This is a genomic window from Collinsella sp. BIOML-A6, assembly GCF_009875845.1.
Lineage (GTDB): Bacteria > Actinomycetota > Coriobacteriia > Coriobacteriales > Coriobacteriaceae > Collinsella > Collinsella aerofaciens_H.
Genome location: NZ_WWSL01000013.1, coordinates 25,608 through 38,980 on the forward strand (window position 1 = coordinate 25,608; position 13,373 = coordinate 38,980).

A 13,373-nucleotide genomic window follows, 5' to 3' on the forward strand; every position below is an offset into this window, starting at 1 on the left:
GCCGGCAGACCATTGCTGCATTTTCTGAGCACCGGCGCGCGTTGCGTCTGTGCGAGCTACACTATCCCCTTAATAAGAATGCGAGGAGACGCACCATGTTATTTGTAAATCGGCTGGTACATACGCTTGTTCCCGGCAGCGAGGGCGAGCCGGTCGATACCTCCTGCCGCACCAACGCCGGCTTTGCCGCTAGCCTCATCTGCATCGGGCTCAACATCACCCTGTGTCTGGCCAAGGGCATAGCCGGTCTGCTCGCGGGCTCCGTCTCGCTTATCGCCGATGCCTTCAACAACCTTTCTGACGCCTCGAGCAACATCGTAAGCCTGCTCGGATTCCGCCTTGCCAGCCGCCCGGCCGACGAGGGGCACCCCTATGGCCACGGCCGATACGAGTACCTCGCCGGTTTGTTTGTCGCCGTCCTCGTTTGCGCCGTCGGCATCAACCTGATCCTGGAGTCGGTCACCAAGATCATCAAGCCCTCCCCCACCGCCTACACGCTTGTTTCCCTTGCGGCACTGGCTACGTCCATGCTCGTTAAGCTCTGGATGGCTGCGTTCAACCGCACGCTGGGCGACCGCATCGACTCGGAGACGCTCATCGCTACGGCGCAAGACTCCAAGAATGACGTCATCACCTCGGGCTCGGTCTTAGCGGCGGCGCTTATTTCGCAAACGACAGGCTTTGACCTCGACGGCTGGGCGGGCCTGGGCGTGGGCATCTTCATTTGCATCAGCGGCATGGGCCTGGTGCGCGATGCCATCAGCCCGCTGTTGGGACAAGCGCCCGACCCCAAGCTCGTCCAGGAAATCCGCGACAGGATTATGTCGTACCCCCAGGTCTTGGGCACACACGACCTCATGGTGCACGACTACGGCCCCGGTCGGCAATTTGCCAGTGCGCACGTGGAAATGCCCGGCGAGGGCGATGCCTTTGAGCACCACGAGATTCTGGACACCATCGAACACGAAATCAAGCATCAGATGGGCATCGACATCACGCTACACTGCGACCCCATCGCCACCACCGGCGACGACCTGCGCGGCTGGGTCAAGCGCGGCGTCATGCAGATCGATCCCGCGCTCTCCATCCACGACCTGCATGAGCACGACGGGTTCGTTTCGTTTGACCTGGTGCGTCCCGACGGCTTTGACATATCCGATGAGGAGCTGCTGGAGCTCGTCACGCGCATCGTGCACGAACGCCGGCCCGATGTCTCATGCGTCGTCACATTTGACTCGGGCTTCAGCTCGCCCGACCGTCCGGCCGAGCAGCTGTAATCGACAGCAAAACGGGACGCAGGACCGCCGACCAATGCGCATATGCGCCCGGTCACGCAATCCTGCGCCCCATTTTTGTTTGCACTGCTAAGGCTCTAACCGCTCGACCGCTAGTTTCCCTGCGCATTCGAAATGCCGTTTTGCAGGGCATCCCAGGCGTTCGTCGCCATGTCGCCCAGGTTCCGCGCGGTATCGCCCAGATTCTGGGCCTTATCTCCCAGCTCCTGCGCCTTGCTGCTCAAGTCCTCCAGCATGTTAGAGCTCGAGCCGTCCGTGGCGCCTTGGTCGCCGGACGCATTCCTCGACGAGCCGCCCTTGTGCGTGAGCTGGACCTCCAGGTTGCCATCGCCGTTGTAGTGTGCAGACGTAACCACCCAGTTGGCGTCGACAATAGGCGTTGAGCCGTCATCGGTCAGGATCACGGCGTTCGAAAGATCGGCCCCGCGCGACTTGAGGAGCTTCTTGGCGTTGGACCAGTACTGACCCGGGATATCGCTCAGGTCGACGGTGCTGGACTGGGCAGTCTCGGTCTGCTCGGCCGTGGTATCAGTCGTGGCGCCCCGCTTGTTGAGCATGCCCGACACGATGGCAAACACAACCGACAGGGCAAAGAAAATCGCCAGCACGATCAGGATTTTCTTGATCACGCTCGACGAACGCGACGGCTTCTGCTCCTCGTCCTCGCCATACTGAGGGATGGACTTGGGATACTCACGATACGGCTCGCGCGACTCATAGCGAGGCTGCGCCGTGCGCGGCATATACGTCGTCTGCTGAGGCTGCGGAATGGGATTTTGCGGTAGGTCATCATAGGAATTCGGCGTCGAGGCGGCATAAGAATCCTGTGGCGCGTAATCAAACGGGTCCGGAGCTGCGTTGCCATAGGGGCCTTGCGAAGATGCAGCGTAAGAATCCTGCGCCGTGTCGCCATAGTCCATAACCCGGGTGGGCTCGGCAGAAGGCTGCGTCGCGGCGGGGTCGGTATAACCGGGGTTGGGAACAACGCGGGTCGCATCGGCGCTATCGCCAGCCTGCGCGGAACCGTACCCGCCCATCACGGTCGTTTTATCCTGGTCCATGCAACGATTCCTTTCCGTCGCCTGTAAGCATCAAGTTATCCATGCATTCTACCCGCGCAAAAGCCTATGATGGGCAAAGGCCGTCGGTATTTACAAGACATGCGCGACAGGTGGCAACAAACGAATCGAGGATATGTCATGGCAAAAAGCAAGCTCATCAAAGACACGACGCGTGCCGAGCGCGAAGAGATCATCAAGCTGGCACTCGCCGGCTGCGGCAACGGCAGCTGCGATAACTGCGGCAGTTGCAGCCTGGGGGCTGGCGACCCGTACGGCACCTACCAGCCCTACATTGACGGCGAGATGGAAATCGCCGACATCAACATGATGGTCGCCGAGCGCAACGCCAAACTCTTCGGCCTCCAGCGCGGCTAATACCTCCCCGCTTGGGTCGTATGCCACGAAATGCGCCCATCTACTACGTTTAACCCAAGGGTGCTAACCATAGCCAAATTTGAGTTAACAAAACCGCAGGTAAACGTCTTGCCGCATTGTTAAAAAACGCCCCATGGCCGGTACAACCTGGACAAACGTAGTAGATGGGCGCTTTTCGTGGCGTGGCTGGCCCAGACGGCTTGTTTCGGAGCCAATCTGTATCATAAAGTCCCCGGCGTCGCTGCGTTTTGCGCCACCGGGGACTTTGTAATTCACTTCTTGCGGCTTTACTCTACTCGTTGGGCACGTACGTGGCCCTAGCCCGTTCGGGCGTCACGTCCTGACCGCAGGAATAGCTCGAATCGAAGGCGTGCGCAACCAAGTCGTGCGTATCCCATGCCATGCAGTCAAACTCGCCAGTATCGAGGACGATGATATAGCCCTTGCCATCGTAGTAGAAATGATCCCCAGTGTAGTTATCGTCATCGTCGATGTTGTCTTCGGACACAGAGTCAAAATTCGGCTTTGCCGTCTTAATTGCCTGCTTGGCCTCACTCTTGAGGGTGTCAAACGAGAGCCCATGCTGCGCAAGCGAGTCCTCGAGCGAAACCTGCTCGCCCGTCTTAAGGTTGTAGTACGCCGACCTTGTCACTCGCTCCGATCGATACGGAGGTTGATAGCTGTCGGTGTAGGTTCGCACGCAGGCGATATCGCCGCCAATCGAGACGATCTCGGCGGTGTACATCATGGTCACTCGGCTGTCCTCGTCATCCATCGAGGCCTGCCTGCTCGCATCGAGCGTGTCCGCAACGAGTTGAACCATATCCTTGTTAAACTTAGCGGCGCCCACGCCCTGGCCCTTCACCTGGGGATAGGTCCACGTAGCCGTGATCTGGCACGTGTCATCGGGGGACGGATTCAGCGGGCCTTCGCCAACCGCACCCGTAAAGTTGACATCCTGCGTGGCGGAAACGGCTTCGTAGCCCACCTGCGCGTCGTCAACGTCCTTCGACTTCAGCTGTTCCAGCGTCGTGGCGACCGTTGCGATGGTTTTGTTTATCGAGTCCATAGAGTTGGCAGAGGCTTTGGCTCGCATGCGCAGACAACATAGTCCTTGCCGCCCGAAGTGACCTCGGACGACGCGCCGATACGCGTCACGACAACAATTGCCGCCACAATGGCGACAACGGCAACACCGCCGATAACGGCAGCGACAATACGGCCCTTGTGCTTGGGTTTCTTGGGCTGCGGCGTCGGAACAAACGGCTGAGGGGCCTCGGCAGGCTCGGTCAAAGGTTCCTCATAATGAGACTGCGCCGCCATATGAGCCGAGGCACCCTGAGGAGCGTGCTGCCCCGCAGGAGCGGTCGCCGGCGCATCCCCTACCGGAAACGTCACAGGCTCCGCCTGGTCCTCAACTCCGCTCACGCGAGCGCCGCAGCTCGTGCAAAACATGGAGCCATCGGGTATCTGAGCTCCGCACTTAGTGCAATACTGCGCATCTCCCGTCTCTCGTCGCAGCCGCAATCCGCCCGCGCAGTTCTTCCAACTACACCGTACGAGAGAAATCTCCATTCTTGTTGCGCAACATTGCCGCCACGTCCAAAACTATGCCGGTTTACTACGATAAATCGCCCGGACCTGAGCACGCTACTTTACAAGAAAACAAAACCGCAGGTAAACGAATCGGCCATTATCGGAAAATCAAGATATGGTCGAGGTGTACCGATTCATCGTAGTAAACCGGCATAGTTTTGGACGAACGACCCCATCCTTGACCCAACAGCCACAAAATGATCCGTTTTCCTCCGTCGCATGCGGATCAATGTATTTCAAGAAACGTGGCACTTTGTTATGAGGCGGTTAAACCGCTCCAATGACGCCCCCTATGGGGCGGGCATCTCACTAGCATTCCTCTCTAGAGAAACGAGAGGAATACCTATGCCCCATACCGACTCCAAGCAAAATGTCCCTTCGCCCACATTCGGCTCCCCTGTAGGCTTTGTCATCAGCATGGCGATCGGCTTTGGCCTCTACGCCCTACTGAGCGTCCTCGTCGCACAAGGGTCAATGCTCATCCCCCAGCTTGACTACACAAACGTCATCACCGGCATCACTGCCTCACTCCCCAGGCAGCTCGTGTGGTTCTTGATGGACTTCACCGAGCCGCAGTTCTACGCGAGCGTCTTTGCCGGTGCCGGCACCATCATCGGCGGCGCGGCCGCCTACCTGCTCGCGCGCAAAAACAGCCGCTTCCAAGGCTTTACCGTCTGCTATGGCGAGCACCGCATGTTTCCCTGGGTCCTCGCATCGCAGGTGCTGAGCCTGGCACTCACCATCTTTGTCTTCCGTTTTATCGACGGCTTCGGCGCCGCGGGTGATGTGACCTGTGTCGCCACCTTCATCCCCATCGTCGCCGCCCCGCCCGCAACGATGCTGCTCTACGGCCCCAGCGTACCGGCACTGCTCACCTCGAGCGTGCTGGCGGCGCTGCTGTGCTCTCCCACCGCAACCTGGCTGACGGCAACCATTGGCACGCCGCTCGGATTGCCCGGCGTCGTCTCCAACGTCACCGCTATGGCACTCACGGGCTTTGTCATCTTTATCGTGCTGCGTGAGCTCCCCTGGATCACCAAGCAGGATATTCCCCAGAACCGCGGCACGCTCAGCCCCGTCGAGGACGTCACGACACCCCTGTGGTTTGTCCGTCGCGTTCTGGCCGAGTTCTCCGAGGCCCCGTTCTACGGTAACGAGGTCGCAAGCCTCTTTATCTTCGCCGGCCTCATCCTGGGCACCATCCTGTGCCCCGGCCACAATGTCAACGGAGCCGGGGCGGCGCTTCCCGCCATCGTGCTGTCGCAGTTTACCTCGGCGGCCGTGGGCGTGCTGCTCTACGCGAGCAAATTTGCTGACGGCGGCTGGTGCGCCACCTACGTTCCTGTCGTCAGCACCGGCCCCGCCTGCGTGCTCGCATTGGGCGCCAATATCCCGGTTGCCCTTGTCGCCGGCGTGCTCGGCGGCATCCTGGGCGCACCCATTGCCGAGCTGGTCGCCAGCTGGCTTCCCAAAGACATCCACGGCACCGTGGCCAACGTCGCATCCATGGCCATCACCACGAGCGTCGTCTATATCGCCATGAGCGCGCTGGCGGCGAGCTTTACCTACGCCTACTTGGGCGCGCTGCTGTGGTTGTAAGTGCAGCCAATCATCGAACCCAGTCAAGTCCCCCGTAACCTCAGCCACACCAGACCCAGATAAGAAAGGAACCGCATCGTGAGACTCAACGAAAAAGACCAGGAGAAACTGATGCTCCACATGGCGGGCAATCTTGCCAAGGAGCGTCGCGCGCGCGGACTCAAGCTCAACTACCCCGAGTCCGTCGCGCTCATCAGCGCGGAGCTTTTGGAGCTCGCCCGCGACGGTCACGACGTCGCCGAGCTCATGAGCCTGGGCAAGCAAATCCTCACCCGCGACGACGTCATGGAGGGCGTGGCCGACATGGTGGCCGAGGTTCAGGTCGAGGCGACCTTCCCCGACGGCACCAAGCTCGTCACCGTCCACGACCCCATCCAGTAATACCAAGGAGCATCACGCATGAAAGTTGGAGAAGTCATCTGCGGCGACGAGCCGATCACGCTCAACGCCGGACGCGCCACCAAACAGATCCGGGTCACCAACAAGGGCGATCGCCCCGTGCAGGTCGGTAGCCATTTTCACTTCTTCGAGGTTAACCGCGCGCTGTCCTTCGATCGTGCCGAGGCCTTTGGCTATCGACTCGACATTCCCAGCGGCAATTCCGTCCGTTTTGAGCCGGGCGAGGAAAAGGTCGTGAATCTTGTTGAGCTGGGAGGCGCCAAGCGCGTCTTTGGCCTCAACGACCTCACACGCGGCGAGGCGGTTCCCCGCAACCTCGCAGCGAGCATGGAGAAGGCCCGTCGTCGCGGCTTTCTCGACTATCGCGAGGGCCCGGCGACGGGATTCCCCGAGGGCTGGGATAACGATATCGAGGAGGCACGCTAGCCATGGCATTTTCTATCGACCGCAATAAATACGCCGCCATGTACGGACCCACTGTCGGAGACAAGGTTCGTCTGGCCGATACCGACCTGATCATCGAGGTGGAGCGCGACTTGACCACCTATGGCGAGGAGGCCAAGTTTGGCGGCGGCAAGACGCTGCGCGACGGCATGGGCCAGTCCGTCACCACCACCAGCGCCGACGGCGACCTGGACTTGGTAATTACCAACGCACTCGTGCTCGACTACACGGGTATCTACAAGGCCGACATTGGCATTAAGGGCGGCTACATCGTCGGCATCGGCCATGCCGGCAACCCCGACATCATGGACGGCGTCACCCCGGGCATGACCGTTGGCGCGGGCACCGAGGCCCTGGCCGGCGAGGGGCTCATCCTTACCGCAGGCGGCCTGGACACGCATATCCACTTCATCTGCCCGCAGCAGATCGACTGCGCCCTGTATTCGGGCGTGACCACCATGATCGGCGGCGGCACGGGCCCGGCCGACGGCACCAACGCCGTCACCTCCACCCCTGGTCCCTGGAACATCTCGATGATGCTCAAGGCTGCCGAGGAATACCCCATGAACCTGGGTTTCACCGGCAAGGGCAACTGCTCGGACGAGCGTCCGCTGGCCGAGCAGATCGAGGCCGGCGCCATCGGCCTGAAGGTCCACGAGGACTGGGGCGCCACCCCGGCGGCTATCAACCATGCACTCAACGTGGCCGATAGCTACGACGTGCAGGTTGCCCTTCACACCGACACGCTCAACGAAGCCGGCTGCGTCGAGGACACCATCGCCGCGATCGGCGGCCGTGCCATCCACACCTACCACACAGAGGGCGCCGGCGGCGGCCACGCGCCCGACATCATCCGCATTGCGAGCGAGCCCAACGTGCTGCCCAGCTCCACCAACCCCACCATGCCCTTCACCCACAACACGCTCGACGAGCACATGGACATGCTCATGGTCTGCCACCATCTGGACAAGCGCATCCCCGAGGACGTCGCCTTTGCCGACAGCCGCATTCGCCCCGAGACGATTGCGGCCGAGGATGTTTTGCAGGACATGGGCGTCTTTAGCATGATGAGCTCCGACAGTCAGGCCATGGGCCGTGTGGGCGAGGTCATCACCCGCACCTGGCAGACGGCATCCAAGATGCGCGCCCAACGCGGACCGCTTCCCGAGGACGAGGGTCACGACAACGACAACTTCCGCGCCCGCCGCTACGTTGCCAAGTACACGATTAACCCGGCGCTCACCCACGGCGTGGCCGATTACGTAGGCTCGGTCGAGGTGGGTAAGTTTGCCGACTTGGTGTTGTGGAACCCGGCCTTCTTTGGCTCGCGCCCGGATATCATCATCAAGGGCGGCATGATCGTCGCCTCCAAGATGGGTGACGCCAACGCCTCCATCCCCACCACCGAGCCGGTCACCTACCGCCACATGTTCGCGGCTGACGGTCTCGCCCGCGCAACGAGCTGCCTGACGTTTATGAGCCAGGCCGCCCTGGACCTGGAGGTACCCAAGAAGCTCGGCCTTAAGAAACACGTCGTGCCCGTACACGGCTGCCGCACCGTGGGCAAGGCCGACATGAAGCTCAACGGCGCCATGCCCAAGATCGAGGTCGACCCCGAGACCTACAAAGTCACCGTCGACGGCAAGCTCGCCAGCTGCGAGCCGGCGACCAAGTTGCCGCTCACGCAGCTCTACAACCTGTTCTAGCAGCCTTTTTGCCACCGCGTGGACCCGGGCACGGCCCCCGGCTCCACGCGGTCCACGATTTGCACAAGGAGGGGCGCATGCTCTGCACACATATCGAGGGCAATCTCAACGACCCCTCCTTTGAGCTGGCGCTTCGCCGGCGTCTGGGCGGGGCGTTCACAACCGACGAGGTCCTGCTCGACTGGGACGAATGCCGCCGGCGCGTAATCCGCAAAGCAAGCGAGGCGGGACGCGATGTTGGCATTCGCTTGGGAGACGCGGCGCTCGACCAGCCCCTTACAGACGGCGACGTGCTGGGATGCGTCGAGGATGTAGGCGAGGTTCCCATCGTGGTCGTCGCGCGACCGCGGCGTGCAGAAGCGTTGCTCATCGAATGCGACCGGATGGAACCCCTTGCCTTGGCCCACGCCTGCTGGGAAGTGGGCAACATGCATGCGCCACTCTTTCGCGGCGACAGCGACGAACACACGGTGCGCCTGCTCGCCCCCGCCATGCCCGTCCTCGACCGCATGCTTGCCGGCATTCCCGGCGTGCGTGTATCCAAAACGGTCTGCCCGCTTCCCGCGGATCGGCGTTTCTCGACGCGCGCCGTGCAGGCGACCGTCGAACTTGCCAGCGATTTTAAGATTGTCCAAAAGAAAGGTACCGCATCGTGAGCCCCGCATCCGAACTTCTCCTGCAGCAGATTTGCGACTCGGTCTTTCCCATCGGTGCGTACTCCCATTCTTTTGGACTCGAGACCTTTATCCAGCTTGGTATCGTTCGTAATGCCGACAGCGCCGCCGCCTATGTTGCGGACCAGATCGCATACCCACTCACCTATACCGAGCTGTTGGGTATGCGCCTTGGCTACGAGGCCGCTCGGCATGCGGATATGGATGCACTGGTCGCACTGGAACTCGAGCTGCAGGCGCTCAAAACGCCTACCGAGCCCCGGGCCGCCATGAATAAGCTGGCGGCGCGGTTTATCCGCACAGTCAGCGAACTCGAGGTTTTAAATCCCGAGGCCGCCGCGTTCTTTTCGGGCTATGCGGCCTCGCAGCGCGATCATGCCGTCAACGTGGCCTATGGAGTGCTTGCTGCCCTTGCCGACATAGATCTCGCACCCCTCATGCATCGCTATCTCTATTCCCAGGTCTCCGCCATAGTCGTCAACTGTGTCAAGACGGTGCCGCTGTCGCAGACTGCGGGACAGCAGATCATCACCGGCTCGTTTAGCGCCATGGAGACGGCCTGCGATACCGCCCTGAACTGCGAAGCAACTATGCTCGGACTTTCGTGCCCCGGTTTTGACACGCGCTGCATCGAGCACGAGACGCTCTACTCGCGGCTCTATATGAGTTAGAAATGCCCCTGCCGCCCCCGTCGGAAGCGTCCCCACCTGTTAATCCGCCATCGGAAAGGAAACTACATGTCGCACGTTCGCATCGGAATCGCCGGTCCCGTAGGGTCTGGCAAAACCGCATTGATTGAGGCCCTCGTGCGCAAGATGGCGGACGAGTACTCGATCGGCGTCGTTACCAACGACATCTACACACACGAGGACGCACAGTTTTTGACCAAGAACTCGGTGCTGCCCGCCGACCGTATCGTTGGCGTGGAGACCGGCGGCTGCCCGCACACCGCCATTCGCGAGGACGCAAGTATGAACCTCGAGGCCGTCGAGGGACTTGTAGAGAGCCACCCCGATATCCAGATCGTCTTTGTGGAGAGTGGCGGCGATAACCTTTCCGCCACGTTCTCCCCCGAGCTCGCCGATGCCACAGTGTTTGTTATCGATGTGGCCGAGGGCGATAAAATCCCTCGCAAAGGCGGCCCCGGCATTATGAAGAGTGACCTTTTGGTCATCAATAAAATCGATCTGGCGCCCTACGTAGGCGCATCGCTCGAGGTCATGGACCGCGACTCCCACCGTATGCGCGGCGCGCGCCCCTTCCTGTTCACGAACATTATGAAGGGCGAAGGCGTGGACGAAGTCATCTCGTGGATCAAACACGACGTACTGCTCGAGGACCTTGCCGAGGAGGCCTAAATGTACGACGAGCACCGAAACGATGGCGAAAATCGATTTGGTCGCACCTCCGAGCTGCGCCTGAAGGCAACCGCCCGCGATGGCGTGACGGCCGTGCCCGAGCTGTATGCATCGATGCCCTTTAAGGTGATGCATGCGTTTGATGTGTGCGAGCGCGATCTACCTGGCTACGGGCGCCTTGCGGGGCAAGGCGACGGGCACAGCAAGCTCGCGGCACCAAAGCAACTCATGGTCTTGAGCGTGTCGGCAGGCATTATGGCAGGCGACCGTCAGGAGCTTACGGTTGACGTTGAGCCGGGCGCCGCGCTTTCCATGACCACGCAAGCCTTCGAGAAGATCCACCGTATGGAAGACGGCGAGCATGCCGAGCGCACGACTCGCATCCATGTTGGCGCGCATGCCTACCTGGACTATCGGCCCCTGCCGCAGATTCCCTTTGCGGATTCATCGTTTTCGACCGACACGGTCATCGAGCTCACCGACAATAGTTCGCATATGGCATACGAGGAGATTCTTAGTTGCGGGCGCGTGGCGCGCGGTGAACGGTTTGCGTACCGAGATTATCGCAGCCATGTACGTGTGACCTGCTCGGGCACCCCGGTCTTTATCGACAACACCATCTACCGGCCCACCTCGACCGACATGGAGGGGTTTGGCTTTTTTGGCGCCTACTCGCATCTGGCCAATCTGGTGCTGGTAAACCTCGATATCGATGGCGCGCGCTTTGCCACCATCTGCGACTACCTGCAATCCCAAACGGGCGAGATCGGCGCCAGCGCCGCGGCCCCCGCAAGCGACGCTCCGGCAGCAGACGTCATTGCGGGCGGTATCACGCGTCTTGCCACCGGAGACTGCCTGGTCAAATTGCTCGGCCACCGCGCGCAGCGCCTGCAAGACGTCCTCAACAAAGTACGCGACCTGGTCTAATGATCCCTTGGGGACGGAAGGATTATGGATCACTTAAGGGTTGGCCCTGTGCGGTGATCCGTAATCCTTCCGTCCCCAAGGGATCAAAAAGCCCCGCCGGGCCTTGATAGGCGCGGCGGGGCGGACAAGCGGCTATGAGCGGCAGGCTTAGAACAGGCCAGTGATGTTGCCGTCGTTGTCGACGTCGATGTTCTCGGCCGCGGGAACCTTGGGCAGGCCCGGCATGGTCAGAACGCTGCCAGTCAGCGCGACCACAAAGTGGGCACCGGCGGAAACCTTGAGCTCGCGCACGGTGATGCGGAAGCCCTCGGGAGCGCCCAGAGCCTTGGCGTTGTCGCTAAAGCTGTACTGCGTCTTGGCGACGCACACCGGCAGGTTGCCAAAGCCGTTCTCGCGCAGCTCGGCGAGTTGGCGCTTGGCGGCCGGGGTGAAGTCGACGCCATCGGCGCGGTAGACCTTGGTGGCAACGGCCTCGAGGGCGTCTGCCACATCGGCACCGTCCTCGTAGGTAAACTTGAGCTCGCTCGGCTGCTCGATCAGGCGCATGACCTCATCGGCCAGGTCGAGCGCGCCCTCGCCGCCCTTAGCCCAAACCTCGGACAGCTTAACGTTGACACCGAGCTTCTGGCACACGGACTCGATGAGCTCGAGTTCGGCCTCGGTGTCTGTCGGGAAGCGGTTGATGGCGACCACGCAGGGCAGGCCGTAGACGTTCTGGATGTTTTCGACGTGGCGCAGCAGGTTGGGCATGCCGGCCTTGAGGGCCTCGAGGTTCTCCTCGTTGAGGTCGGCCTTGGCAACACCGCCGTTGTACTTAAGGGCGCGAGCGGTCGCGACGACCACGACGGCGTTGGGACGAACGCCCGTCATGCGGCACTTGATGTCCAGGAATTTCTCGGCACCCAGGTCGGCACCGAAGCCGGCCTCGGTAATGGCAACATCGCCAAAACGCATAGCCATGCGGGTGGCCATGATGGAGTTGCAGCCGTGGGCGATATTTGCGAAGGGACCGCCGTGGACAAACGCGGGCGTACCCTCGAGCGTCTGCACCAGATTGGGCTTGAGCGCATCCTTGAGCAGCGCGGCCATAGCTCCCTGGGCCTTCAGGTCGCGTGCGCGGACGGGCTCGCCGGCATAGCTGTAGCCGACAACGATCTCGCCCAAGCGCTCCTTGAGGTCATTGATGCTCGTGGACAGGCACAGGATTGCCATGACCTCGGAGGCCACAGTGATGTCGAAGCCATCCTCGCGCGGCACTCCCTGGGCCTTGCCACCAATGCCGTCGATAACATGGCGCAGCTGACGGTCGTTCATATCGACAACGCGCTTCCAGGTGATGCGCTTGACGTCGATGCCGAGCTGGTTGCCCTGCTGAATATGGTTGTCGAGCATGGCTGCCAGCAGGTTGTTGGCGGCACCGATGGCATGGAAGTCGCCGGTAAAGTGCAGGTTGATGTCCTCCATGGGGATGACCTGGGCCCAACCGCCACCGGCGGCACCGCCCTTCACGCCAAACACGGGACCGAGCGAAGGCTCGCGCAGGGCCACGGCGCTCTTGACGCCGCGACGACGCAGACCGTCGGCCAGGCCGATGGTCGTGGTGGTCTTACCCTCGCCGGCGGGCGTGGGATTGATAGCGGTCACGAGGACAAGCTTGGCCTGGTGATCAGTTGGCTCGTTGAGCAGGGAATAGTCGACCTTAGCCTTGTCAAAGCCGTATGGAATCAGATGCTTAACGTCGACGCCGGCGTTCTTGGCCACCTCGATAATAGGCAGCGGCGTAACAGAACGTGCGATTTCGATGTCAGTGGGCATGGACGGTCCTTTCGTTACCGGATGAGAAAAAGACCAATCCAGCATAGCACGCGCGTGCAATAGTAAAACGCCCATAACCGATGAACGACGATATGTTTACCCGATACCCAGCGATAGCCTACAA

At 61.2% G+C, this 13,373-nt stretch carries 13 protein-coding genes and 2 pseudogenes; 10 read left to right on the forward strand and 5 right to left on the reverse strand.

All coding sequences use genetic code 11. From position 1 onward, the window contains the following. Window positions 1–95 precede the first annotated feature (95 nt). Window positions 96–1,277, forward strand: a complete 1,182-nt coding sequence (locus GT495_RS05820; RefSeq protein WP_161161275.1) for a cation diffusion facilitator family transporter — start codon at window positions 96–98, stop codon at window positions 1,275–1,277. Between the two features lie 110 nt (window positions 1,278–1,387). On the opposite strand, the gene GT495_RS05825 is transcribed toward GT495_RS05820, so the two are convergent. Then, window positions 1,388–2,356: a hypothetical protein gene (locus GT495_RS05825; protein WP_161161276.1), complete on the reverse strand. Its 969-nt coding sequence runs from the start codon at window positions 2,354–2,356 to the stop codon at window positions 1,388–1,390. 138 nt (window positions 2,357–2,494) lie between these two features. Here GT495_RS05825 and GT495_RS05830 point away from each other — a divergent pair, with 138 nt between their 5' ends. After that, window positions 2,495–2,731 carry a hypothetical protein gene (locus GT495_RS05830; protein ID WP_035137347.1) on the forward strand — a complete coding sequence of 79 codons (237 nt, stop codon included), beginning with the start codon at window positions 2,495–2,497 and terminating at the stop codon, window positions 2,729–2,731. Between the two features lie 292 nt (window positions 2,732–3,023). On the opposite strand, the gene GT495_RS05835 is transcribed toward GT495_RS05830, so the two are convergent. The 3 genes and pseudogenes from GT495_RS05835 to GT495_RS11100 all read right to left on the reverse strand — a co-directional run. Further along, window positions 3,024–3,827, reverse strand: a complete 804-nt coding sequence (locus GT495_RS05835) for a hypothetical protein (RefSeq protein ID WP_161162689.1) — start codon at window positions 3,825–3,827, stop codon at window positions 3,024–3,026. After that, a complete protein-coding gene (locus GT495_RS05840; RefSeq protein WP_240128124.1) occupies window positions 3,788–4,159 on the reverse strand; it encodes a hypothetical protein in 372 nt (123 codons plus the stop codon). The genes GT495_RS05835 and GT495_RS05840 overlap by 40 nt, the downstream gene beginning before the upstream one ends. Window positions 4,160–4,165: 6 nt before the next feature. Continuing rightward, window positions 4,166–4,306 (reverse strand): annotated as a pseudogene (locus tag GT495_RS11100) (zinc-ribbon domain-containing protein); the annotation flags it as partial. A 366-nt stretch (window positions 4,307–4,672) separates the two neighbouring features. On the opposite strand from GT495_RS11100, the gene GT495_RS05845 reads away from it, so the two are divergent. From GT495_RS05845 to GT495_RS05880, 8 genes and pseudogenes are all read left to right on the forward strand, one after another. Continuing rightward, the gene (locus GT495_RS05845; RefSeq protein ID WP_161161279.1) at window positions 4,673–5,926 is read left to right on the forward strand and encodes a hypothetical protein; all 1,254 of its coding nucleotides are present in this window, start codon (window positions 4,673–4,675) and stop codon (window positions 5,924–5,926) included. A gap of 78 nt (window positions 5,927–6,004) precedes the next feature. Further along, the gene (ureA, locus tag GT495_RS05850; RefSeq protein WP_161161280.1) at window positions 6,005–6,307 is read left to right on the forward strand and encodes an urease subunit gamma; all 303 of its coding nucleotides are present in this window, start codon (window positions 6,005–6,007) and stop codon (window positions 6,305–6,307) included. Between the two features lie 18 nt (window positions 6,308–6,325). Beyond that, window positions 6,326–6,625 (forward strand): annotated as a pseudogene (gene ureB, locus GT495_RS05855) (urease subunit beta); the annotation flags it as partial. A 128-nt stretch (window positions 6,626–6,753) separates the two neighbouring features. Further along, entirely contained in the window at window positions 6,754–8,475 is a 1,722-nt protein-coding gene (ureC, locus tag GT495_RS05860; RefSeq protein WP_161161281.1) for an urease subunit alpha, read from the forward strand. Between the two features lie 77 nt (window positions 8,476–8,552). Next, complete coding sequence (locus GT495_RS05865; RefSeq protein WP_161161282.1) at window positions 8,553–9,131, forward strand: hypothetical protein; 579 nt, start codon at window positions 8,553–8,555, stop codon at window positions 9,129–9,131. Next, entirely contained in the window at window positions 9,128–9,820 is a 693-nt protein-coding gene (locus tag GT495_RS05870; RefSeq protein ID WP_161161283.1) for an urease accessory UreF family protein, read from the forward strand. Before GT495_RS05865 ends, GT495_RS05870 begins: the two co-directional genes overlap by 4 nt. 66 nt (window positions 9,821–9,886) lie before the next feature. After that, complete coding sequence (gene ureG / locus GT495_RS05875; RefSeq protein ID WP_152076804.1) at window positions 9,887–10,507, forward strand: urease accessory protein UreG; 621 nt, start codon at window positions 9,887–9,889, stop codon at window positions 10,505–10,507. Beyond that, a complete protein-coding gene (locus GT495_RS05880; protein WP_161161284.1) occupies window positions 10,508–11,434 on the forward strand; it encodes an urease accessory protein UreD in 927 nt (308 codons plus the stop codon). A gap of 147 nt (window positions 11,435–11,581) precedes the next feature. Here the strand turns inward: GT495_RS05880 and GT495_RS05885 are convergent, their stop codons facing one another. Next, a complete protein-coding gene (locus GT495_RS05885; protein ID WP_152078140.1) occupies window positions 11,582–13,249 on the reverse strand; it encodes a formate--tetrahydrofolate ligase in 1,668 nt (555 codons plus the stop codon). Window positions 13,250–13,373: the final 124 nt, after the last annotated feature.

Coding starts and splice junctions, on each gene's coding strand:
- GT495_RS05820 (WP_161161275.1), top strand. CDS start 96: ATGTTATTTGTAAATCGGCTGGTACATACGCTTGTTCCCGGCAGCGAG.
- GT495_RS05825 (WP_161161276.1), bottom strand. CDS start 2,356: ATGGACCAGGATAAAACGACCGTGATGGGCGGGTACGGTTCCGCGCAG.
- GT495_RS05830 (WP_035137347.1), top strand. CDS start 2,495: ATGGCAAAAAGCAAGCTCATCAAAGACACGACGCGTGCCGAGCGCGAA.
- GT495_RS05835 (WP_161162689.1), bottom strand. CDS start 3,827: ATGCGAGCCAAAGCCTCTGCCAACTCTATGGACTCGATAAACAAAACC.
- GT495_RS05845 (WP_161161279.1), top strand. CDS start 4,673: ATGCCCCATACCGACTCCAAGCAAAATGTCCCTTCGCCCACATTCGGC.
- ureC (WP_161161281.1), top strand. CDS start 6,754: ATGGCATTTTCTATCGACCGCAATAAATACGCCGCCATGTACGGACCC.
- GT495_RS05865 (WP_161161282.1), top strand. CDS start 8,553: ATGCTCTGCACACATATCGAGGGCAATCTCAACGACCCCTCCTTTGAG.
- ureG (WP_152076804.1), top strand. CDS start 9,887: ATGTCGCACGTTCGCATCGGAATCGCCGGTCCCGTAGGGTCTGGCAAA.
- GT495_RS05880 (WP_161161284.1), top strand. CDS start 10,508: ATGTACGACGAGCACCGAAACGATGGCGAAAATCGATTTGGTCGCACC.
- GT495_RS05885 (WP_152078140.1), bottom strand. CDS start 13,249: ATGCCCACTGACATCGAAATCGCACGTTCTGTTACGCCGCTGCCTATT.